Annotated in this window: 22 protein-coding genes; 16 read left to right on the forward strand and 6 right to left on the reverse strand. The window is 61.9% G+C overall.

Annotation, left to right across the window (positions count from 1 at the left end; all coding sequences use genetic code 11):
• Positions 1-71: 71 nt before the first annotated feature.
• From M5C56_RS26180 to M5C56_RS26245, 14 genes are all read left to right on the forward strand, one after another.
• Positions 72-2,465: a sensor histidine kinase gene (locus M5C56_RS26180; protein WP_103495720.1), complete on the forward strand. Its 2,394-nt coding sequence runs from the start codon at positions 72-74 to the stop codon at positions 2,463-2,465.
• A 40-nt stretch (positions 2,466-2,505) separates the two neighbouring features.
• The gene (locus M5C56_RS26185) at positions 2,506-3,135 is read left to right on the forward strand and encodes a response regulator transcription factor (protein ID WP_100940518.1); all 630 of its coding nucleotides are present in this window, start codon (positions 2,506-2,508) and stop codon (positions 3,133-3,135) included.
• Positions 3,136-3,489: 354 nt separating this feature from the next.
• A complete protein-coding gene (locus tag M5C56_RS26190; protein ID WP_103495722.1) occupies positions 3,490-4,614 on the forward strand; it encodes an ABC transporter ATP-binding protein in 1,125 nt (374 codons plus the stop codon).
• Between the two features lie 69 nt (positions 4,615-4,683).
• Entirely contained in the window at positions 4,684-5,724 is a 1,041-nt protein-coding gene (locus tag M5C56_RS26195; RefSeq protein ID WP_103495723.1) for an ABC transporter substrate-binding protein, read from the forward strand.
• An 83-nt stretch (positions 5,725-5,807) separates the two neighbouring features.
• Positions 5,808-7,055, forward strand: coding sequence for an ABC transporter permease (locus tag M5C56_RS26200; RefSeq protein WP_103495724.1), 1,248 nt, complete (start codon positions 5,808-5,810; stop codon positions 7,053-7,055).
• 12 nt (positions 7,056-7,067) lie between these two features.
• Complete coding sequence (locus tag M5C56_RS26205) at positions 7,068-7,892, forward strand: ABC transporter permease (RefSeq protein WP_103495725.1); 825 nt, start codon at positions 7,068-7,070, stop codon at positions 7,890-7,892.
• A gap of 231 nt (positions 7,893-8,123) precedes the next feature.
• The gene (locus M5C56_RS26210) at positions 8,124-9,272 is read left to right on the forward strand and encodes an iron-containing alcohol dehydrogenase (RefSeq protein WP_103495726.1); all 1,149 of its coding nucleotides are present in this window, start codon (positions 8,124-8,126) and stop codon (positions 9,270-9,272) included.
• A gap of 117 nt (positions 9,273-9,389) precedes the next feature.
• Positions 9,390-10,064 (forward strand): ribulose-phosphate 3-epimerase, encoded by a 675-nt coding sequence (gene rpe / locus M5C56_RS26215; protein WP_103495727.1) that lies wholly within the window; start codon positions 9,390-9,392, stop codon positions 10,062-10,064.
• On the forward strand, positions 10,061-10,879 hold the full coding sequence (locus tag M5C56_RS26220; RefSeq protein WP_103495728.1) for a phosphoglycolate phosphatase: 819 nt from the start codon (positions 10,061-10,063) through the stop codon (positions 10,877-10,879). Before rpe ends, M5C56_RS26220 begins: the two co-directional genes overlap by 4 nt.
• Before the next feature lie 73 nt (positions 10,880-10,952).
• The gene (gene trpE / locus M5C56_RS26225; protein ID WP_103495729.1) at positions 10,953-12,440 is read left to right on the forward strand and encodes an anthranilate synthase component I; all 1,488 of its coding nucleotides are present in this window, start codon (positions 10,953-10,955) and stop codon (positions 12,438-12,440) included.
• 13 nt (positions 12,441-12,453) lie between these two features.
• Positions 12,454-13,047 (forward strand): aminodeoxychorismate/anthranilate synthase component II, encoded by a 594-nt coding sequence (locus M5C56_RS26230; protein WP_103495730.1) that lies wholly within the window; start codon positions 12,454-12,456, stop codon positions 13,045-13,047.
• A 9-nt stretch (positions 13,048-13,056) separates the two neighbouring features.
• Positions 13,057-14,106, forward strand: a complete 1,050-nt coding sequence (gene trpD / locus M5C56_RS26235; protein WP_103495731.1) for an anthranilate phosphoribosyltransferase — start codon at positions 13,057-13,059, stop codon at positions 14,104-14,106.
• Positions 14,103-14,942, forward strand: coding sequence for an indole-3-glycerol phosphate synthase TrpC (gene trpC, locus M5C56_RS26240; RefSeq protein ID WP_103495732.1), 840 nt, complete (start codon positions 14,103-14,105; stop codon positions 14,940-14,942). Before trpD ends, trpC begins: the two co-directional genes overlap by 4 nt.
• A gap of 27 nt (positions 14,943-14,969) precedes the next feature.
• Positions 14,970-15,671 (forward strand): lipoate--protein ligase family protein, encoded by a 702-nt coding sequence (locus tag M5C56_RS26245; protein ID WP_103495733.1) that lies wholly within the window; start codon positions 14,970-14,972, stop codon positions 15,669-15,671.
• On the opposite strand, the gene crp is transcribed toward M5C56_RS26245, so the two are convergent.
• Entirely contained in the window at positions 15,668-16,318 is a 651-nt protein-coding gene (gene crp / locus M5C56_RS26250) for a cAMP-activated global transcriptional regulator CRP (protein ID WP_103495734.1), read from the reverse strand. The genes M5C56_RS26245 and crp overlap by 4 nt on opposite strands.
• A gap of 221 nt (positions 16,319-16,539) precedes the next feature.
• On the opposite strand from crp, the gene M5C56_RS26255 reads away from it, so the two are divergent.
• Both M5C56_RS26255 and speD read left to right on the forward strand, forming a co-directional pair.
• The gene (locus M5C56_RS26255) at positions 16,540-16,962 is read left to right on the forward strand and encodes an OsmC family protein (protein WP_103495735.1); all 423 of its coding nucleotides are present in this window, start codon (positions 16,540-16,542) and stop codon (positions 16,960-16,962) included.
• Between the two features lie 241 nt (positions 16,963-17,203).
• Entirely contained in the window at positions 17,204-17,998 is a 795-nt protein-coding gene (gene speD, locus M5C56_RS26260; protein ID WP_103495736.1) for an adenosylmethionine decarboxylase, read from the forward strand.
• A gap of 77 nt (positions 17,999-18,075) precedes the next feature.
• On the opposite strand, the gene coq7 is transcribed toward speD, so the two are convergent.
• The 5 genes from coq7 to M5C56_RS26285 form a co-directional block, all read right to left on the reverse strand.
• A complete protein-coding gene (gene coq7, locus M5C56_RS26265; RefSeq protein WP_103495737.1) occupies positions 18,076-18,723 on the reverse strand; it encodes a 2-polyprenyl-3-methyl-6-methoxy-1,4-benzoquinone monooxygenase in 648 nt (215 codons plus the stop codon).
• A 217-nt stretch (positions 18,724-18,940) separates the two neighbouring features.
• Positions 18,941-19,279, reverse strand: coding sequence for a histidine triad nucleotide-binding protein (locus tag M5C56_RS26270; RefSeq protein ID WP_007947975.1), 339 nt, complete (start codon positions 19,277-19,279; stop codon positions 18,941-18,943).
• A 63-nt stretch (positions 19,280-19,342) separates the two neighbouring features.
• Positions 19,343-20,131, reverse strand: a complete 789-nt coding sequence (locus M5C56_RS26275) for an SDR family oxidoreductase (RefSeq protein ID WP_103495738.1) — start codon at positions 20,129-20,131, stop codon at positions 19,343-19,345.
• Between the two features lie 60 nt (positions 20,132-20,191).
• The gene (locus tag M5C56_RS26280) at positions 20,192-21,148 is read right to left on the reverse strand and encodes a DUF805 domain-containing protein (RefSeq protein WP_103495739.1); all 957 of its coding nucleotides are present in this window, start codon (positions 21,146-21,148) and stop codon (positions 20,192-20,194) included.
• 57 nt (positions 21,149-21,205) lie between these two features.
• Positions 21,206-22,177 carry a nitronate monooxygenase family protein gene (locus M5C56_RS26285; protein ID WP_103495740.1) on the reverse strand — a complete coding sequence of 324 codons (972 nt, stop codon included), beginning with the start codon at positions 22,175-22,177 and terminating at the stop codon, positions 21,206-21,208.
• Between the last annotated feature and the right edge of the window lie 25 nt (positions 22,178-22,202).

Here is a 22,202-nt window from a genome sequence, read left to right on the forward strand (position 1 = left end):
GAATTTTCCAGGCCAGAGTCATCCTGGCAGCCTAATGGGTTGGTCAGCATTTGTCAGTGTGTGAGCGTCGAATGATACGGTTTTGCTGCCTGTGGGTTATCGGCTGTTTGTGTTTTCCCTTGATTGCCTGGGCGGCGCCTGCTTCCCATGGGCAAGGGGTTGTCTTGTCCGGCGAGCAGCGCGAGTGGCTCGACCAGCACCACGAGTTGCGGGTCGGTCTGGTCCTGCAGGCGCCGTATGCGCAATACGACCGTCGGCTGCAGCGCTTGTCCGGGGCCAATGTGGAACTGATGGCCTGGGTGGCCAAGAGCCTCGATGTCGAACTGACCTGGCGTAACTTTCCCGATCAGACGCAACTGGAAAAAGCCTTGCGCGAAGGCGAGATCGACCTCGCACCGGGGCTGACCCAGACCCCGGCGGGGCTGCGCCTGTGGCTGTTCTCCGATCCTTATATGCGTGTACCGCAACTGGTGGTGGGCGAACGCAACGGCGCCGGCGCCGTGGAGCTGGAAAAACTCGACAGCCAGACCCGCGTGGCCGTGCGCATGCCCAGTACGGTCGCCGATTACCTGCGCAACACCTACCCCAATCTCAATCTGCAGGGTGTGCCGCTGGAGCGCCAGGCCCTGCAATTGTTGACAAGCCAGCAGGCTCGCTACGCGGTGATCGATGAGGCGCAGCTCAGTCGCCTGTCCAACGAAGAAGAGTTTGCCGGGCTGGCAGTGGTCGGCGATATCGGCTTGCCGCAGCTACTGCGAGTGGCGACACGGCGCGACTGGCCGGAACTGGCGGGGGTTGTGGAGAAGGCTCTGCATGCGATCCCGGCGCGGGATCTGGAGCAACTGCATGCCCGCTGGCTGCAACCGAAGTACCCGCGCCTGACGGAGTCACCGGGCTTCTGGCAAAACCTCTGTCTGCTGCTGGTGGTGTTGTTGTTCGCGGGCCTGGCCATCATCTTCTGGCTGCGTCGCCAGCAGCACAGCCTGGAGCATGAGCTGCTCGCCGCCCGGGAAGCCCTCGCCCGACGTGAGGCGAGTGAAGAAGCCCTGCGCCTGACCCAGTTTTCCATCGACCAGAGCACGGTGGGGATTCTCTGGGTCAACTGGGACAGTCATGTCCGTTATGCCAACCGAGCGGCGGAAGAGATGCTCGGTTATCCGCCGGGCGCGGTGTTCGACCGCCCCTTGATCGACTTCGATCCGAACCTGAACATGGATCGCTGGCTGAACCTGTGGAAGCGTGCCCGGGCTAGCGAGGAAGGCCCGCAAAGTCTGGAAACCCAATGCGTTCGCGCCGATGGCAGCATCCTGCCGGCCGATGTGTCGTTGAGCTTCCTGCGTTTTCGCGAGGGCGAATACCTGGTGGTCTACCTCAACGACGTCACCGAGCGCCGCCGTGCGCTGGCGTCAGCCCAGGAAAGCGAAGCGCGTTTGAAGGCAATCGCCGCCAATGTGCCGGGCTTGGTGTTCCGACTGGAGCGTGTACCGTTGACCGGCGAGCTGCATTTTCCCTATATCAGCGAAGGCAGCGAGAGTCTGGTGGGCTATGCCCCGGCGACCCTGCGCCAGCAGGACATCGGCTTGCGCAGCCTGGTGCATCCGGACGACAGGGCCGGTTACCACCAGACCCAGGATCGGGCGCTGGAGGCGGACAGCGACTGGTCCTGGCAAGGCCGGATCATGACCCGCGAAGGCCGCCAGCGCTGGGCCGAGATCAAGGCCATCAGCCGTCGGCTGGAGGATGGCAGCGTGGTCTGGGACGGTATCGTCTGGGATATCAGCGAGAGCAAGCGCATCGAGCTGGAACTGGCGGCGTCCCGCGAACAGCTGCGCGAGCTGTCGGCCCACCTGGAAAGCGTCCGTGAAGAGGAGAAGGCCCGTATCGCCCGGGAGGTTCACGACGAACTGGGGCAGATGCTGACGGTGCTCAAGCTGGAAACGTCCATGTGCGAACTGGCCTATGCTCAGCTCGATCCTGGCCTGAATGATCGGCTCAACAGCATGAAGAAGCTGATTGCTCAACTGTTCCAACTGGTCCGGGATGTGGCGACGGCCTTGCGCCCACCGATTCTCGATGCCGGCATTGCCTCGGCCATCGAATGGCAGGCCCGGCGGTTCGAGGCGCGGACGCAGATTCCCTGCCTGGTGCAAGTGCCGGAGCATCTGCCGGCACTCAGTGATGCAAAAGCCATCGGCCTGTTTCGTATCCTCCAGGAAGCGCTGACCAACGTCATGCGCCATGCCCAGGCGCATACTGTTGAGCTGACACTGACCGTTGAGGGCGAGGATTTATGCCTGACCATCAGTGATGATGGCGTAGGATTCGTCTCCGCCAGCGGCAGGCCGACCTCCTTTGGAGTGGTCGGCATGCGTGAGCGGGTATTGATGCTCGGCGGCACGTTGCGCCTGGAAAGCGTGGTGGGTGAGGGGACGACCCTCAGCGCACGGGTGCCGTTGGACGTGTAGGCCTTGATAGCGGTTCAACTGATTCAACCGGGAGATAACATTGATCCGCGTACTGGTAGCCGAAGACCACACCATTGTCCGCGAGGGCATCAAGCAGTTGATCGGTCTGGCCAAGGACCTGTCCGTGGTGGGGGAGGCCAGCAATGGCGAACAACTGCTCGAAGTCCTGCGCCATACGCCCTGCGAAGTGGTCCTGCTGGATATCTCGATGCCGGGTGTCAACGGCCTGGAGGCCATCCCGCGGATTCGCGCGTTGAACAATCCCCCGGCGATCCTGGTGCTGTCCATGCACGACGAGGCGCAGATGGCGGCTCGGGCGCTCAAGGTCGGTGCCGCCGGCTATGCGACCAAGGACAGCGATCCGGCGCTGTTGCTGACGGCGATCCGCAAGGTCGCGGCCGGCGGTCGCTACATTGACCCGGACCTGGCCGACCGCATGGTCTTCGAAGTCGGCCTGACCGATTCGCGACCACTGCACGCCTTGCTCTCGGAGCGCGAGTTCTCGGTTTTCGAGCGCCTGGCCCAGGGCGCCAATGTCAACGACATCGCCCAGCAACTGGCCCTGAGCAGCAAGACCATCAGCACCCACAAGGCGCGGTTGATGCAGAAGCTCAACATCACCTCCCTGGCCGAACTGGTGAAATACGCGATGGAGCACAAGCTGCTCTGAGGCGGAATTCCCTGACCCTGTAGGAGCGAGCTTGCTCGCGATGGACGTTAACGATAACGCGGGAAGTCTGATGCCCCGCGGAGCCTGGGTCACCATCGCGAGCAAGCTCGCTCCTACAAAAACAGGTATGCACATATCCATTTGCGACAGCCTTGGATGGTCGTCTGACGATGTTCCGGGCCTCTCCGTCGAGAGCGCTTCATGGGCTTATCCAATCCCGCCATCCTTGTAGGGCAATCCCTACCCCAATTCTTCCAGACGGCTGAGGACAATCTCTCCCGCCCCCCGATTTGCGCTGCCACCAGCCTTCACTAGGCTTAGCCCCACGGCAGTCCAAAACAAAAAGGTGAGGGTATGAGCGAGGTTGATTCAAGCGCTGGGGCGAACGATGTACTGGTCAGCTTTCGTGGCGTACAGAAAAGCTACGACGGTGAGAACCTGATCGTCAAAGACCTCAACCTGGACATTCGCAAGGGCGAATTCCTGACCCTGCTCGGGCCTTCCGGTTCTGGCAAGACCACCAGCCTGATGATGCTGGCCGGGTTCGAAACCCCGACCGCCGGCGAGATCCTGCTGGCCGGCCGCTCCATCAACAATGTCCCACCGCACAAACGCGACATCGGCATGGTGTTCCAGAACTACGCCCTGTTCCCGCACATGACCGTCGCCGAGAACCTGGCGTTCCCGTTGACCGTGCGCGGTTTGAGCAAGACCGACGTCAGCGAGCGGGTCAAGCGGGTGCTGGGCATGGTCCAGCTCGACAAGTTCGCCCAGCGCTACCCGGCGCAGTTGTCCGGTGGCCAGCAGCAGCGGGTGGCGTTGGCCCGGGCCCTGGTGTTCGAGCCCCAACTGGTGCTGATGGACGAACCCCTCGGTGCACTGGACAAACAGTTGCGCGAACACATGCAGATGGAAATCAAGCACCTGCACCAGCGCCTCGGCGTGACCGTGGTCTACGTGACCCACGACCAGGGCGAAGCCCTGACCATGTCCGACCGCGTGGCGGTGTTCCACCAGGGCGAGATCCAGCAGATCGCGCCGCCGCGCACCCTCTACGAAGAACCGAAGAACACCTTCGTCGCCAACTTTATCGGCGAGAACAACCGCCTCAACGGCCGCCTGCACAGTCACAGCGGTGATCGCTGCGTGGTCGAGCTCGGCCGTGGTGAGAAGGTCGAGGCACTGGCGGTGAACGTCGGCAAGACCGGCGAGCCGGTGACCCTGTCGATCCGCCCGGAACGCATCAGCCTCAACGGCTCCAGCGAGTCCTGCGTCAACCGCTTCTCGGGCCGTGTGGCCGAGTTCATCTATCTGGGCGACCACGTGCGTGTGCGCCTGGAAGTCTGCGGCAAGACCGACTTTTTCGTGAAACAGCCCATTGCCGAGCTGGACCCAGCCCTGGCGGTCGGCGACGTCGTACCTATCGGCTGGCAAGTGGAGCACGTTCGCGCGCTCGATCCGTTACTGGACGCCAGTTGACCGCGGTAACCCAAGAGGCGAATCCATCGCCCCGTGCTTCACCAACCTGCACTGTGGAGAGAAGAATAAATGCTTAAATCCCTGAAATTCAGCGCCCTGACCCTTGGGCTGATGTGCGCGGCAAATGCCATGGCGGGGCCCGACCTGACCGTGGTGTCCTTTGGTGGCGCGAACAAGGCCGCACAGGTCAAGGCGTTCTATGCGCCGTGGGAGGCGGCGGGCAAGGGCAAGATCGTGGCCGGCGAGTACAACGGTGAAATGGCCAAGGTCAAGGCCATGGTCGACACCAAGAGCGTGTCCTGGGACCTGGTAGAGGTCGAGTCGCCGGAACTGTCCCGCGGTTGCGACGAAGACATGTTCGAACCCCTCGACCCGGCGCTGTTCGGCAAGGGCGAAGATTACGTCAAGGGCGCCATCCAGCCTTGCGGCGTGGGCTTCTTTGTCTGGTCGACGGTACTGGCCTACAACGCTGACAAAGTGAGCAGTGCACCGACCAGCTGGGCCGATTTCTGGGACACCAAGAAATTCCCCGGCAAGCGTGGCCTGCGCAAGGGCGCCAAGTACACCCTGGAATTCGCCTTGATGGCTGACGGCGTGGCGCCGAAAGACGTCTACAAGGTACTGGCCGGCAAGGATGGCCAGGACCGTGCGTTCAAGAAGCTCGACGAGCTGAAGCCGAATATCCAGTGGTGGGAAGCCGGCGCGCAGCCGCCGCAGTACCTCGCCTCCGGCGACGTGGTGATGAGCTCGGCCTACAACGGTCGGATCGCCGCGGTACAGAAAGAAAGCAACCTGAAAGTGGTCTGGAACGGCGGCGTCTATGACTTCGACGCCTGGGCGATTCCAAAAGGCCTGAAGGGCGAGCGTCTTGAAGCGGCGAAGAAATTCATCGCCTTCTCGGTGATGCCGCAGCAGCAGAAGGTCTACTCGGAAAACATCGCCTACGGCCCGGCCAACGTCCAGGCGGTGCCGTTGCTCGATAAAGCCATCCTGAAAGACATGCCGACCACCCCGGAAAACATCGCCAACCAGGTGCAGATCGACGTTGCCTTCTGGGCGGATAACGGTGAGCAGCTGGAACAGCGCTTCAACGCCTGGGCTGCCAAGTAACACAGCAGGTCCCAAGAACAGCGGGCGGTGCGCGGCAACGCGACACCGCCCGCTGTAACAATAAAAGAATTCCGGAGTTCGCCATGGCCCTCACCGTTCCTCTGAACGAGGTCACCAGTCCCACCTTGAAGCAGCGCCTGGCGCGTGCCGAGCGGGTCAACCGCTGGAAGGCCCAGGCCTTGATTGCACCGCTGGTGCTGTTTCTGTTGCTGGTGTTCCTGGTGCCCATCGTGGCGCTGCTCTATAAAAGTGTCGGTAACCCGGAAGTGGTCGGCGCCATGCCGCGCACCGTGGTCGCCGTCGCCGCCTGGGACGGCAAGAGCCTGCCCGGCGAGCCGGTCTACAAGGCCTTGAGCGAAGACCTCGGCGACGCCCGCAAGAATCAGACCCTGGGCGATCTGTCCAAGCGCCTGAACATGGAACTGGCCGGCTATCGCAGCCTGTTGACCAAGACCGCGCGCGCCCTGCCGTTCAAGACCGAACCGGCCTCCTATAAAGAAGCCCTGGAAGCCCTCGACGAACGCTGGGGTGATCCGGCGTACTGGCAGGCGATCCGGCGCAATACCAGCAGCATCACCCCTTATTACCTGCTGGCGGCCGTCGACCATCGGATCGACGACCTCGGCGAACTGGCCCCGGCCACCCCGGACCAGGCGATCTACCTCGATATCTTTGCCCGCACCTTCTGGATGGGCCTGGTGATCACCGCCATCTGCCTGGTGCTGGCCTACCCGCTGGCCTACCTGCTGGCGAACCTGCCGTCGCGGCAGAGCAACCTGTTGATGATCCTCGTGCTGCTGCCGTTCTGGACTTCGATCCTGGTGCGGGTCGCGGCCTGGATCGTGCTGTTGCAGTCTGGTGGCCTGATCAATAGCGCGTTGATGGCCATGGGGGTGATCGACAAGCCGCTCGAGTTGGTGTTCAACCGCACCGGCGTCTACATCTCCATGGTGCACATCCTGCTGCCGTTCATGATCCTGCCGATCTACAGCGTGATGAAGGGCATCTCGCCGACCTATATGCGCGCGGCAATCTCCCTGGGCTGTCATCCGTTCGCCAGCTTCTGGCGGGTGTACTTCCCGCAGACCTATGCCGGCGTGGGCGCGGGTTGCCTGCTGGTGTTCATCCTGGCGATTGGTTACTACATCACCCCGGCCCTGCTCGGTAGTCCGAACGACCAGATGGTCAGCTACTTCGTCGCCTTCTACACCAACACCAGCATCAACTGGGGCATGGCGACCGCCCTGGGTGGCTTGCTGCTGCTGGCGACCGTGGTCCTGTACCTGATTTACAGCCGGTTGGTGGGCGCCAGCCGCCTGCGCCTGAGCTAAGGAGAATAAGAAATGCTGAGTCCCTACATGTCGCCCGTCGAGCGGGTCTGGTTCTACAGTTTGCGCACCCTGTGCGGGCTGATCCTGCTGTTCCTGATCCTGCCGGTGCTGGTGATCATCCCGCTGTCGTTCAACTCGGGCAGTTTCCTCGTCTATCCGCTGCAAGGCTTCTCGCTGCACTGGTACCAGGACTTCTTCGCCTCGGCGGAATGGATGCGCGCCTTGCGCAACAGCATCATCGTCGCTCCGGCGGCCACGGCGCTGGCGATGGTCTTCGGGACCCTGGCGGCGATCGGCCTGACCCGGGGCGATTTCCCGGGCAAGCCGCTGGTGATGGCCCTGGTGATCTCGCCCATGGTGGTGCCGGTGGTGATCATCGGTGTGGCCAGCTACCTGTTCTTCGCTCCCCTGGGGCTGGGTAACAGTTTCTTCTCGTTGATCGTGGTGCATGCGGTGTTGGGCGTGCCCTTTGTGATCATCACCGTGTCGGCGACCTTGCAGGGTTTCAATCACAACCTGGTACGTGCCGCGGCCAGCCTGGGGGCCTCGCCACTGACGGCGTTCCGCCGGGTGACCCTGCCGCTGATCGCGCCGGGGGTGATTTCCGGGGCGCTGTTTGCCTTTGCGACCTCGTTCGACGAAGTGGTGGTGACCCTGTTCCTTGCCGGCCCCGAACAGGCGACCCTGCCCCGGCAGATGTTCAGCGGCATTCGCGAGAACCTCAGCCCGACCATCGCCGCGGCGGCGACCTTGCTGATTGTCTTCTCGGTGATCCTGCTGCTGACCCTGGAATGGCTGCGCGGGCGCAGCGAGAAACTGCGCACGACCCAGGTCTGAAAATGATCTCTTGAAAACACCATGGGACCTGTAGGAGCAGGGCTTGCCCGCGAAGCTTTTGGCGCCTTTAAGGACGCCTTCGCGGGCAAGCCCTGCTCCTACAGGTTTCATGGCGCTCATGGGAGCGCATTTCCCATTCATAACCTGAATTCATCTTCTGGATGACAGAGCAAAGCCAATCCCGGTTATGCTTGCCCGTGCCCTGATCATCACGACAAGAAGGCTGCGAGCATGAGCATTTCCTCATTCAAGATCGCCCATAAACTGATCACCGGCCGTGGCGCCATCGAGCAATTGGCCGATGAGCTGACCCGGCTGAATGTCGACCATCCGTTGATCGTGACCGATGCCGCACTGGTCAAGTCAGGGACCGTCGAGCTGGCACTGGCTCACCTGGGTGGGCGCACCTATGCAATCTTCGACCGTGTGCTGCCCGACCCGGAAATCGCCATTGTCGAGGACTGCATGCGGGCCTACCGCGAAGGCGGGCACGACGGCCTGATCGGCCTGGGCGGTGGCAGCGCCATCGACATCGCTAAAAGCGTGGGTGCCTACGCCGGTTATCACGGGGCCCTGGAGGATCTGTTCGGCATTGACCAGGTGCCGCGCAAGGGCCCGCCGCTGATCGCCATCCCCACCACAGCCGGCACCGGCTCCGAGGTGACCAATGTCGCCATTCTCTCCGACAAGCAGGCCCAGCTGAAAAAGGGCATCGTCAGCGATTACCTGCTGCCGGATGTGGCACTGGTCAGTCCGCAGATGACCCTGACCTGCCCGCGCAGCGTCACCGCCGCCAGTGGCGTCGATGCCTTGGTCCACGGGATTGAAGCCTACCTGTCACTCAATGCCTCGCCGATTACCGATGCCCTGGCCATTGGCGCGATCAAGCTGATTGCCACGGCGCTGCCCAAGGCCTACGCCAACCCGTCCAACCTCCAGGCCCGTGAGGAAATGGCTACCGCCAGCCTGATGGCCGGGATGGCTTTCGGTAATGCCGGCGTCGGTGCCGTACATGCCCTGGCCTATCCGTTGGGTGGACGCTTCAATATCGCCCACGGGGTCAGCAATGCCCTGTTGCTGCCCTATGTCATGAGCTGGAACAAGATCGCCTGTGTCGAGCGCATGCGTGACATTGCCATCGCCATGGGCGTCAATGTCACGGGTCTGAGCCTGATCGAAGCGGCCGACAAAGCCGTAGCCGCCATGACCGATCTGTGCGCCGCGGTGGAGATTCCCGCCGGTCTCGCAAGCTTCGGCGTCCCCCTGGACGCGATCCCGGCCATGGCCGAGGAGGCGGCGGCCACCGAGCGTTTGATGCGCAACAATCCCCGTCGCCTGAGTGCGGTGGACATCGAAAAGATCTACCGCGCCGCTTACTGAGGGCTTTGGCTCAAGCATTCCAGGCTTGCATGGCCAATCGTCGCGGTCACGGTGGGCGGGGCAAAGCGGGCGGTATACAATGCCCGCCATCGTGATTCTGCTCAAAAAAGGTGCGTCATGCAGCCCTTCGTCATTGCTCCGTCGATTCTCTCCGCCGATTTCGCCCGTCTGGGTGAGGAAGTGGACAACGTGCTCGCTGCCGGAGCCGACTTCGTGCACTTCGATGTCATGGACAACCATTATGTGCCCAACCTGACCATCGGCCCGATGGTCTGCGCGGCACTGCGCAAGTACGGCATCACCGCGCCCATCGATGCACACCTGATGGTCAGCCCGGTGGACCGCATCGTCGGCGACTTCATCGAAGCCGGTGCGACCTACATCACCTTCCACCCGGAAGCCACGCTGCACGTCGACCGTTCCCTGCAACTGATCCGCGAAGGCGGTTGCAAGGCCGGCCTGGTGTTCAACCCGGCCACACCCCTGGATGTGCTCAAGTACGTGATGGACAAGGTCGACATGGTCCTGCTGATGAGCGTCAACCCGGGTTTTGGCGGGCAGAAGTTCATTCCCGGCACCCTCGACAAGCTGCGTGAAGCGCGGGCCCTGATCGATGCCTCTGGCCGTGATATCCGCCTGGAAATCGACGGCGGTGTGAACGTCAACAATATCCGCGAAATCGCCGCGGCCGGTGCCGACACCTTTGTCGCCGGCTCGGCGATCTTCAATGCCCCGAACTACCTTGAAGTCATCGAGAAAATGCGCGCCGAACTGGCGCTGGCTCGATCATGACCGTGTTCGAGCAGCTTTTTCCGGGCCGTTTGCCCAAGCTGGTGATGTTCGATCTGGATGGGACGCTGGTGGATTCGGTGCCCGACCTGGCCCTGGCGGTGGATAAAATGCTGCTCGCCCTCGGGCGTCCGGTGGCCGGGCTGCACGCGGTGCGCGAGTGGGTTGGCAACGGCGTGCTGGTCCTGGTACGTCGGGCGCTGGCCGGTCATATCGATCACTCGGGCGTCGACGACGACGAAGCCGAGCAGGCGTTGGCGATCTTCATGGAGGCCTATTCCGGTGGTCATGAGCTGACCCAGGTCTATCCCGGCGTGCACGAAACCCTGAGCTGGATGCACAAGCAGGGCATGGAAATGGCCCTGATCACCAACAAGCCGGAGCAGTTCGTCGCGCCCTTGCTGGATGAAATGAAACTGGGACGGTTTTTCCGCCTGATCATCGGCGGCGACACCTTGCCGCAGCGCAAGCCCGACCCGGCGGCGCTGTTCCATGTGATGAAAATGACTGGTATCCCGGCCTCGCAGTGCCTGTTTATCGGTGACTCGCGCAGTGATGTGCAGGCCGCCAAGGCCGCCGGCGTCACCTGCGTGGCCCTCAGCTATGGCTACAACCATGGCCGGCCGATCGCCGAAGAAGAGCCCGCGCTGGTCATCGACGATCTGCGGGCGCTGATTCCCGGTTGCCTGGAAGCTGGCGCTGAGCTAATGTCGGTGGACTCTGTTCAATCCCCTCCTGGAAACGCCATCGTGGTGGTTACTCGCAAACTCTGGATGAAAGTCATCAAGGCCCTGGCCCGCTGGCGTTGGCGCGCCTGACTTGATCCTGGCCGCGACTCATGCGGCGCGTTTGCATACCTGACTGTTCGACCCTCAAGCCACGAGGCATATGATGACCCGCGAAGAATTCCTGCGTTTGGCCGCTGCCGGCTACAACCGCATCCCGCTTGCCTGCGAAACCCTGGCCGACTTCGATACCCCGTTGTCGATCTACCTGAAACTGGCCGACCAGCCCAACTCCTACCTGCTGGAGTCGGTGCAGGGCGGCGAGAAATGGGGCCGTTATTCGATCATCGGCCTGCCGTGCCGCACCGTGCTGCGGGTGCACGACCACCAGGTCAGCGTGACTCACGACGGCGTCGAGATCGAGCGTTGCGAGGCCGAGGATCCGCTGGATTTCGTCGAGACCTTCAAGGCGCGCTACAACGTGCCGACCATCGCCGGGTTGCCGCGTTTCAACGGCGGGCTGGTGGGCTACTTCGGTTATGACTGTGTGCGTTATGTGGAAAAGCGTCTGGGTAAATGCCCGAACCCGGATCCACTGGGCGTACCCGATATCCTGTTGATGGTTTCCGACGCCGTGGTGGTCTTCGACAACCTGGCGGGTAAGATGCACGCCATCGTCCTGGCCGATCCGTCCCAGGACAACGCCTACGAACAAGGCCAGGCGCGTCTGCAGGAATTGCTGGAACAACTGCGCCAGCCGATCATTCCGCGTCGCGGCCTGGAACTCGACCGGCCACCGGCCGCCGACCCGGTGTTCCGTTCGAGTTTCACCCAGGGTGACTACGAGCGGGCAGTCGACACCATCAAGGAATACATCCTTGCCGGTGACTGCATGCAGGTCGTGCCGTCGCAGCGCATGTCCATCGATTTCAAGGCCGCGCCCATCGACCTGTACCGGGCGTTGCGCTGCTTCAACCCGACGCCGTACATGTACTTCTTCAACTTCGGCGACTTCCATGTGGTCGGCAGTTCGCCGGAGGTGCTGGTGCGGGTCGAAGACAACCTGATCACCGTCCGCCCCATCGCCGGTACCCGTCCACGGGGTGCTACCGAGGAAGCCGACCTGGCCCTGGAAGACGACCTGCTGTCCGACGCCAAGGAAATCGCCGAGCACCTGATGCTGATCGACCTGGGCCGCAACGACACCGGTCGGGTGTCCGAGATCGGTTCGGTGAAGCTGACCGAGAAGATGGTGATCGAGCGTTACTCGAATGTGATGCACATCGTGTCCAACGTCACCGGGCAACTGAAGAGCGGCCTGACGTCCATGGACGCCCTGCGCGCGATCCTGCCGGCGGGCACGCTGTCCGGTGCGCCGAAGATTCGCGCGATGGAAATCATCGATGAACTGGAGCCGGTCAAGCGCGGTGTGTATGGCGGCGCGGTCGGTTACTACGCCTGGAACGGCAATATGGACACCGCCATCGCCATTCGGACCGCGGTGATCAAGGACGGCGAGCTGCATGTGCAGGCCGGTGGCGGCATCGTCGCCGACTCGGTGCCGGCGCTGGAGTGGGAAGAAACGCTGAACAAGCGTCGCGCGATGTTCCGTGCTGTCGCCCTCGCTGAACAAACCCCCGCGTCCGACGCCTGAGGAGCTTTTTGTCATGTTGCTGATGATCGATAACTACGACTCGTTTACCTACAACGTCGTGCAATACCTCGGTGAGCTGGGCGCGGACGTCAAGGTCGTGCGTAATGACGAATTGACCGTGGCCGAAATCGAAGCCCTCAAGCCGGAACGCATTGTCGTCTCTCCAGGCCCGTGCACGCCGACCGAGGCGGGCATTTCCCTGGAGGCCATCAAGTATTTCGCCGGAAAGCTGCCGATCCTCGGGGTCTGCCTCGGTCACCAATCCATCGGCCAGGCCTTTGGCGGCGATGTGGTGCGGGCCCGCCAGGTGATGCACGGCAAGACCAGCCCGCTGTTCCACGAAGGCAAGGGCGTGTTCGCCGGTTTGAACCTGCCGCTGACCGTTACCCGCTATCACTCCTTGATCGTCAAGCGCGAAACCTTGCCGGACTGCCTGGAGCTGACCGCCTGGACCCAACTGGAAGACGGCTCGGTCGACGAGATCATGGGCCTGCGGCACAAGACACTGAACATTGAAGGGGTGCAATTCCACCCCGAGTCGATTCTCTCCGAGCAGGGCCACGAGCTGTTCGCCAACTTTCTCAAACAGACCGGCGGCACGCGCTAAGGAGTTTTCATGGATATCAAGACAGCCCTGGGCCGTATCGTCGGCCATCTGGACCTGAGCACCGAAGAAATGCGCGACGTCATGCGTGAAATCATGACCGGGCAATGCACCGAGGCGCAGATCGGCGCCTTTATGATGGCCATGCGCATGAAGAGCGAAAGCATCGACGAGATCGTCGGCGCGGTCTCGGTGATGCGCGAGTTGGCCGACAAGGTCGAACTCAAGACCCTCGACGGCGTGGTCGATGTGGTCGGCACCGGCGGTGACGGGGCGAATATTTTCAACGTGTCCACCGCTTCCGCCTTTGTGGTGGCCGCTGCCGGTTGCACTGTGGCCAAGCACGGCAACCGCGCGGTCTCGGGTAAAAGCGGCAGTGCCGACCTGCTCGAAGCCGCCGGTATCTACCTCAACCTGACCCCGGTCCAGGTGGCGCGTTGCATCGACAATGTCGGCATCGGCTTCATGTTCGCCCAGACCCATCACAGCGCCATGAAGTACGCCGCCGGTCCGCGCCGCGATCTCGGCCTGCGCACCTTGTTCAACATGCTCGGCCCGCTTACGAATCCGGCCGGCGTGAAACATCAGGTGGTCGGTGTCTTCACCCAGGCCTTGTGCCGGCCATTGGCCGAAGTGCTGCACCGCCTGGGTAGCAAGCATGTATTGGTGGTGCATTCCCAGGATGGCCTGGACGAATTCAGCCTTGCCGCGCCGACCTTTGTGGCGGAGCTGAAAGATGGTGCAATAACTGAATACTGGGTTCAGCCGGAAGACTTGGGTATAAAAAGCCAGAGTCTATTTGGCTTGGTGGTCGAGAGTCCGGCGGCATCCCTGGAACTGATCCGCGATGCCCTGGGTCGTCGCAAGACCGAGAACGGCCAGAAGGCCGCCGAAATGATCGTGCTCAATGCCGGCGCCGCGCTGTATGCCGCCGACCATGCCAGCAGCCTCAAAGAAGGCGTAGCCTTGGCTCACGATGCACTGCACACCGGCCTTGCCCGGGAAAAACTCGAAGAGCTGGGCGCGTTCACCGCCGTATTCAAGCAGGAGAATGAAGGATGAGTGTGCCAACCGTTCTGGAGAAGATCCTCGCCCGCAAGGCCGAGGAAGTGGCTGAGCGCCGCGCCCGTGTGAGTCTGGCCGAGCTTGAGACGCTGGCACGGGCCGCCGATGCGCCGCGTGGTTTCGCCCAGGCGCTGATCGGGCGTGCGAAGCAGAAGCAGCCGGCGGTGATTGCCGAAATCAAGAAGGCTTCGCCGAGCAAGGGTGTGATCCGCGAGAACTTCATTCCGGCCGATATCGCCCGCAGCTACGAAAAGGGCGGGGCGACCTGCCTGTCGGTGTTGACCGACGTCGACTATTTCCAGGGTTCCGACCTTTACCTGCAACAGGCGCGCGCGGCGTGCAAGTTGCCGGTGATCCGCAAGGATTTCATGGTCGACCCGTATCAGATCGTCGAAGCCCGTGCCCTCGGCGCCGATTGCATCCTGCTGATCGTCGCGGCGCTGGACGACGGGCTGATGGCCGAACTGGCCGCGGTAGCCAAGGGCGTCGGTCTCGATGTGCTGGTGGAATCCCATGACGCCGCCGAACTGGAGCGGGCCTTGAAGGTCCTCGACACGCCGCTGATCGGGATCAACAACCGCAACCTGCACACCTTTGAGGTCAGCCTGGAAACCACCCTCGACCTGTTGCCGATCATCCCTCGGGATCGTTTGGTGATTACCGAGAGCGGTATTCTCAACCGGGCGGATGTCGAGCTGATGGAAATCAGCGAGGTCTATTCGTTCCTGGTAGGCGAGGCCTTCATGCGCGCGGACAGCCCGGGCGATGAACTGCAGCGGCTGTTTTTCCCCGAGCGTGGTGCACCGGCCATCAGCGGTTCGACCCTCGACTGACCGGGACTTGCTATCAGGATGACCTCGATGCCCCTGGCTGTTGCCCTCACCGTAGAAGCTGGACTGCGCGCCGAGCAGGATTTGCTGGCCTCGGTCTGTGCCGGTGAGCAGGATTGGGGGTTGTTGTTCTGGCAACCCAGCGACCGTGCCCTGGTGATGCCACGGCGCTTGAATCGTTTGCCGGGGTTCGACGCGGCGTGCGATGACCTGGCGGCCACCGGCTGGCCGGTATTGCTGCGTGAAACCGGCGGCGAGCCGGTGCCGCAGTCCGGCGCCACGGTCAATATTGCCCTGGTGTATGCTCCGCCCCGTCACGAAGGTGACCAGAATCGTATCGAAACCGGTTATCGGCGCCTGTGCCAGCCGATCTGCGATGCCCTCGATGAGCTGGGGGGCGTGTCATCCCTGGGCGAAATCGACGGTGCGTTTTGCGACGGCCGCTTCAACGTCAACCTCAATGGCCGCAAGATGGTCGGCACCGCCCAGCGCTGGCGCCAGAGCCAGGGTGGCACTCGGCCGGTGGGGTTGGTGCATGGGGCGATGCTGATGGATAACGAGCGCGATTCGATGGCGGCGGCGGTCAATCGCTTCAACCAGGCCTGTCAGCTGGATGCCCGGGTCAGGGCGCAAAGCCATGTCGCCTTGCATGAGGTGTATGCCGCGCCGCTATTCCTTGAGCGGCTCAGCGAGCTGTACCAACAGATGTTGCAGGATATCTTCCAGCCTTAACGGGTGCCGAATACCACCATGGTCTTGCCTTTGACGTGCACCAGGTTTTGCTCTTCCAGATCCTTGAGCACCCGTCCGACCATCTCCCGCGAGCAGCCGACGATCCGGCCGATTTCCTGGCGGGTGATCTTGATCTGCATACCGTCGGGGTGGGTCATGGCATCGGGTTGCTTGCACAGTTCGAGCAGGCAACGGGCAACACGACCGGTGACGTCGAAGAACGCCAGGTCACCGACCTTGCGCGTGGTGTTGCGCAGGCGTTGGGCAATCTGGCCGCTGAGGGCGTAGAGAATATCCGGGTCTTGTTGGGCCAGTTCGCGAAACTTGCAGTAGCTGATCTCCGCCACTTCGCATTCGACCTTGGCCCGCACCCAGGCGCTGCGCTCCTGTTCATGGCCGGCCTGCTCGAACAAACCCAGTTCACCGAAAAAATCGCCGGCATTGAGGTAGGCGATGATCATTTCCCGTCCGTCGTCATCTTCGATCAGGATCGTGACCGAGCCCTTGATGATGAACGACAGGGTTTGCGAACGATCACCGGCACAAATGATATTGCTCTTGGCCTGGTAGCGGCGGCGCTGACAATGCATCAGCAGTTTGTCGAGGTTCTTGATCTTGGGGGAGGAAGCGGAAGCCAGAGCAACCATGGTGGTATCCCGAAAAGACTGCGCGGTGTGGTTTGTTTTTTTAGGCATAGCTGCAACGCTGGCAGAACGCCAGCGATTTGGCGCCAGCATAACAGAGGCATTGTGTGGAAAATGGGGAATTTAGGTGGCTGACTAACCGGTCGTCGCCCGTTGTCGGCTTCCTGTCGGAGCGGGGGGCTGTGCTAAGCTGGCTCCCTTTTTTCAGCAGTGGAGTCTAGGTGATGAAGGCACGCATCCAATGGGCTGGCGAAGCCATGTTCCTCGGAGAGTCCGGTAGCGGGCATGTGGTGGTCATGGACGGTCCGCCGGAAAGCGGTGGTCGCAACCTGGGCGTTCGTCCCATGGAAATGCTGCTGTTGGGCCTGGGCGGTTGCAGCAACTTCGATGTGGTCAGCATCTTGAAGAAAGCCCGTCAGCCGGTTGAAAGCTGCGAAGCCTTTCTCGAAGCCGAGCGCGCGACTGAAGATCCCAAGGTATTCACCAAGATCCACCTGCATTTCGTGGTCAAGGGCCGTGGCCTGAAGGAAGCCCAGGTCAAGCGGGCGATCGAGCTGTCGGCGGAGAAATACTGCTCGGCTTCGATCATGCTCGGTGCTGCTGGCGTTGCCATCACTCACGACTACGAGATCATCGAACTCGGCTGAGTCGACATTCAACTATCATAAAGTCCATGCAGACTCTGGCGAGCACTCGTTCAGGTCTGCATAGCGCGCCACTTTTTTCAGGGCGCCCGGCCAGCAGCACGCCTGCGGCCGCGGATCCGAACAGCAACCAGAGTCGCCATCGCGAAGAGGTGTTAACCGTCCTACGCAGCTGTGTCGTTCACAACTGACGGGCATGCTTGATCACGCGGCGGTGCCGCATCGACATAGAGAGTTTCCAACGGTGAAAAGCAAACTCAAGCTCCACGGGTTCAACAACCTGACCAAGACCTTGAGCTTCAACATCTATGACATCTGCTATGCGGAAACCCCGCAGGACCAGCAGGCCTACGTCGAGTACATCAACCAGGAATACGACGCGGAACGCCTGACGCAGATCCTCACGGAAGTGGTGGATATCATTGGTGCCAATATCCTGAACATCGCGCGTCAGGACTACGACCCTCAAGGTGCCAGTGTCACTATCCTGATCTCCGAGCAGCCGGTGACGCCAACCGACAGCCAGATCGAAGAATCCCCGGGCCCGTTGCCCGAGACCATCCTGGCTCACCTCGACAAGAGCCATATCACGGTGCATACCTACCCGGAAATCCATCCGGTCGACGGTATCGCGACATTCCGTGTGGACATCGATGTGTCGACCTGCGGCGTCATCTCACCGCTCAAAGCCCTCAACTACCTGATTCACCAGTTCGACTCGGATATCGTCACCGTCGATTATCGCGTGCGCGGTTTCACCCGTGATGTCGAAGGCCGGAAACATTTCATCGACCACGAGATCAACTCGATCCAGAACTATCTCTCGGAAGACAGCCGCAAGAGCTATCAGATGACGGATGTGAACGTTTACCAGGAAAACCTGTTCCACACCAAGATGCTGCTCAAGGACTTTGAACTGGACAACTACCTGTTCGGTGACGCCACCAGCAACCTCTCGGCGGAACAGCGCAGCCAGGTGACTGAACGGGTGAAACACGAAATGCTGGAAATCTTCTACGCGCGAAATATGCCGACGTAGGTTTTTCGGCCGACAAAAAGAAGGGCGCCCCTGTGGCGCCCTTCTTTTTGTCGGCTCCGTGGCGGAGTCGCGGTGGGTCAGATGCGGTAGGTGCTCTTGGTCATGACCTTGGCCAGCAGGCTCATGCCGAACTTCACCGGGGCCGGGAAGCGGAAACCGCCAGCGTTCAGTGCGGATTCGGCGTGATGTTCTTCGTCGATGCGCATCTGCTCGAGGATCGCCCGGGACTTTTCGTCCTCGGCCGGCAACTGTTCCAGGTGTTCGTTCAGGTGCTTGCACACCTGGTCTTCGGTGGCGGCGACAAAACCCAGGCTGACTTTGTCGCTGATCAGCCCGGCGGCGGCGCCGATGCCGAAGGACAAGCCATAGAACAGCGGGTTGAGCACACTGGGATGACTGCCCAGCTGGCGGATGCGTTGTTCGCACCAGGCCAGGTGATCGACTTCTTCTTCAGCGGCCTTTTCCATGGCGGCGCGGACGTGGGGCAGCTTGGCGGTCAGGGCCTGGCCTTGATAAAGCGCCTGGGCACAGACTTCCCCGGTATGGTTGATGCGCATCAGGCCGGCGACGTGACGGCTGTCGTCCTCGCTCAGCGACGCGTCGGGCTGCACGATGGCCGGCGACGGACGGTAAGGCTGGCCGCTGAACGGCAGCAGGGTGCGCATGGCGGTATCGGCTTGCAGCAGAAGACGGTCAATCGGCGAGTAGTGACGTTGGGTAGTCATGCTGACCTCCGGGAAAAATCTCGGCCTGCAGTTTACCGCAATCGAGAGCGGAAGGTTTGAGTTGGGTCAGTGGGCGGGGAATGTTACAGCTATACACAATCTTGCAGACACCGCTAACCCTGTAGGAGCAGGGCTTGCCCGCGAAGCTTTTGCGCCCTCAAGGCCCCCTTCGCTGGCAAGCCAGGCTCCTACAGAACGGTGTGTTCCTTGGGGGGTATCAGCCCGGCGGCCAATGCATCTGGCGCTGACCCAGCACATGCATATGGATGTGATAGACGGTCTGCCCACCTTCTTCATTGCAGTTCATCACCACACGAAAGCCTTTCTCACAGCCCAGTTCCAGGGCCAGGCGCTGGGCGGTGAAGAGGATATGCCCGGCGAGGGCCTTGTCCTCTTCGGTCAGGTCATTGAGCGTGCGTACCGGCTTTTTCGGAATGACCAGGAAATGCACCGGCGCCTGTGGGGCGATATCGTGGAAGGCCAGGACCTGGTCATCCTCGTAAATGATCTTCGCGGGTATTTCTCTGTTGATGATCTTGGTGAACAGAGTATCCACAGCTGTTTCTCCATTGAGTGGGTCGGGCCAGAGTCTGTACGGACAAGGCCGTGAGTTCAAGTTTCAGCGCGGACAATAGGCCTTGGTCACGACACCGGCGAGCTTGCGCATCGCCCAGCGCGGCATCAGGCGCGGAGCTCGGGCCAGCCAGCGGTTACGCCAGCCGGGAATGATCACTGCGCGGTTCTTGTCCAGCGCGCGCACGGCGTACAACGCCACTTCTTCGGGGCTCATCATCAGCTTGCTGTTCGAAAGCTTTTCGACGGCCAACTGTGCTGTGCGAAAGAACGCGGTCCGGGTCAGGCCCGGGCAGAGTACCGACACCTTGATGCCGGTTTTCTTCAGCTCTTCGCGCAGACCTTCGGAGAAGTGCAGCACATAAGCCTTGCTCGCGTAATAGCTGCTCATCCAGGGCGCGGGATGAAACGCCGCGACGGAGGCGACGTTGAGGATCTGCCCGCCACCCTGTATTGCCATGAGATTACCCAGGGTATGACAAAGTCGGGTCAGGGCGAGGATGTTGACCTCGATCAGATCCTGCTCCGTCCCCCAATCCTGGGCCAGGAACGGGCCGCAGGTGCCGAGGCCGGCGCAGTTGACCAGCAGGTCGATCTGCCGCTCACCTTCTTCCAGTTCCAGCAGAAAACCGGAAAGGCGCAGCGGCTCGCTCAGGTCGCAGGCACGAAACAGCACCTCGACGCCGAAGCGTTGGGTCAGTTCGAGGGCAATGGTTTCCAGCTGATCACGCTGGCGGGCCACCAGAATCAGGCTGCGGCCGCGGCGCGCGAGGGCTTCGGCCAGTGCCAGGCCGATGCCGCTGGAGGCGCCGGTGATCAGGGCGTAACGGGTCATGCAGTTCTCCATCACAACGGCGGCGAGCCTTGGGACAGAGGGTCGCAGGCTCAGAAACCGTTATTCTTTTTCATCTTTGTCATAGTCTACAGCGGGCGGAGCGGATTCGGCTGCTGCATCGCTGGAGCTGTCGGCGTCATCGCTGTTGACGGCATCGCTGCTTTCGGAATAGCTGGCCGATTCCGTGTTGTATCTTTCCAGGTTGGTCAGGCCACCGGTCACGGCTACAACGCCAAAGATGACCCCGCTGACGACCGAGAGCACGGCCAGGACCTTGACCGCGGTGCTGTTGGGCGGTGGCGGTGCACCGTATTGGTTGGCGCCGGCATTGCCGGGGCAGAACATCAGCACGAAGGGGAACAGGCTGCCGACGAAGGGGACCAGCGTCAGTAGCCAGAGCCAGCCGGACCAGCCGATATCGTGCAGGCGCTGCACAGCGATCTGTACGGAAAAAATCACGAAGGCAATCAGGGCCGCACCACCGAGCACCACACCAATGACGATCGCCGTATTCACGGAGGCTGCCGCGGCGCCCATGGCGAAGGCGAAGATCGCGCCTGCCACCGGGAGGGTCACGAACATCAGCACCATGCTCCAGGCCAGGTAGCGCAGCCGACCGATACGCCCGTTTGTGGTGAAGGCCTTGAGTTGGCCGAAGGCCGGGAGGTTGTCGCCGACCCGGGCTTGTGGCGGGGCGTAGGGGGATTGGTAAGTCGTGGTGTCCGGTGGCGGTGTGCTGGCCGGCAGGTCATCGATATCCGCCAGGCTCAGTTCAACGGTAGGTGGTTCGGCCTCCAGGCGCGCCTCGATACCGGTTTTGCGCAAGGCTTGCAGGTAGGACTCGGCCTCAGCGGCCGAAAGGTCGCGCTTAAGGGCGACCGGCTGGCCGCTGAACAAACGTTCCACCGAAGCGACGTCGGTCTTGAACAGCGCGGCCAGGTTGAACTGGGCGGTGGTTTTGTCCACGCCGGCCTGCAAGGCGCCGTCGAACACGATTTTGAAGCGGTTGTCGCTCATGAAGGGCGTCCTTGTCACAAGTCATTGGCGTTGCAGGCCAAGCCTGCAACACAGATATTACGGGCGTGGCCAGTGCCGGGGCAACTCTGCTGCCAGCGCCTGGGCCTTGCGGTACTCGGCCTCGAGCCGGGCGACCAACTGGTCGACACTGGGCAAATCATCGATACCCCCCACCCCCTGGCCGGCCGACCAGACGGTTTTCCAGGCCTTGGCCTCGTCGCTGATGGGCTTGAGCTTGGAGCCGAAGTTGACTTCACCCTTGCCTTGCAGCGCGGCGAGGTCGAAGCCGGCGTTTTCCAGGCTCTGGCGCATAAAGCTCGCGGGCACCCCGGATACCGCCGCAGTGTGCACGATATCGACTGCCTGGGATGTGAGCAGCATCTCTTTATACGCGTCGGATGCATGACTTTCCGTAGTGCCGATAAATCGCGTGCCGAAGTAGGCCAGATCCGCGCCAAGCAACTGCGCGGCGAGAATCTCGTGACCATGGTTCAAACAACCGGCCAGCAGCAGGGTTTTGTCGAAGAACTGGCGGATTTCGGCGATCAGGGCAAACGGACTCCAGGTGCCGGCATGGCCACCGGCACCGGCCGCCACGGCAATCAGTCCGTCGACACCGGCCTCGGCGGCTTTTTCGGCATGGCGGCGGGTAGTCACATCGTGGAACACCAGGCCACCGTAGCTGTGTACGGCGTCCACCAGTTCCTTGACCGCGCCCAGGCTGGTGATGACGATCGGCACCTTGTGTTCGATGCAGATCTGCAGATCCGCCTGTAGCCGTGGGTTGCTGTTGTGCACGATCAGGTTGACGGCGTATGGCGCCGGATTATCCAGGGTCGCCAGGCCCGCTTCGATTTCCTCCAGCCAGGCCTTGAAGCCGCTGCTTTCGCGCTGGTTCAGGGCCGGGAAACTGCCCACCACCCCATTGCGGCAGCAGGCGAGCACCAGTTGCGGGTTGGAAATCAGGAACATCGGCGCGGCCACCACGGGCAAGCGCAGGCGTTGTTCGAGCAGGGCGGGCAGCGACATGGAGAGTGCTCCGATCAGGGATGAG

This window comes from Pseudomonas sp. MWU13-2862, assembly GCF_023242495.1.
Classification (GTDB): Bacteria; Pseudomonadota; Gammaproteobacteria; order Pseudomonadales; family Pseudomonadaceae; genus Aquipseudomonas; species Aquipseudomonas gingeri_D.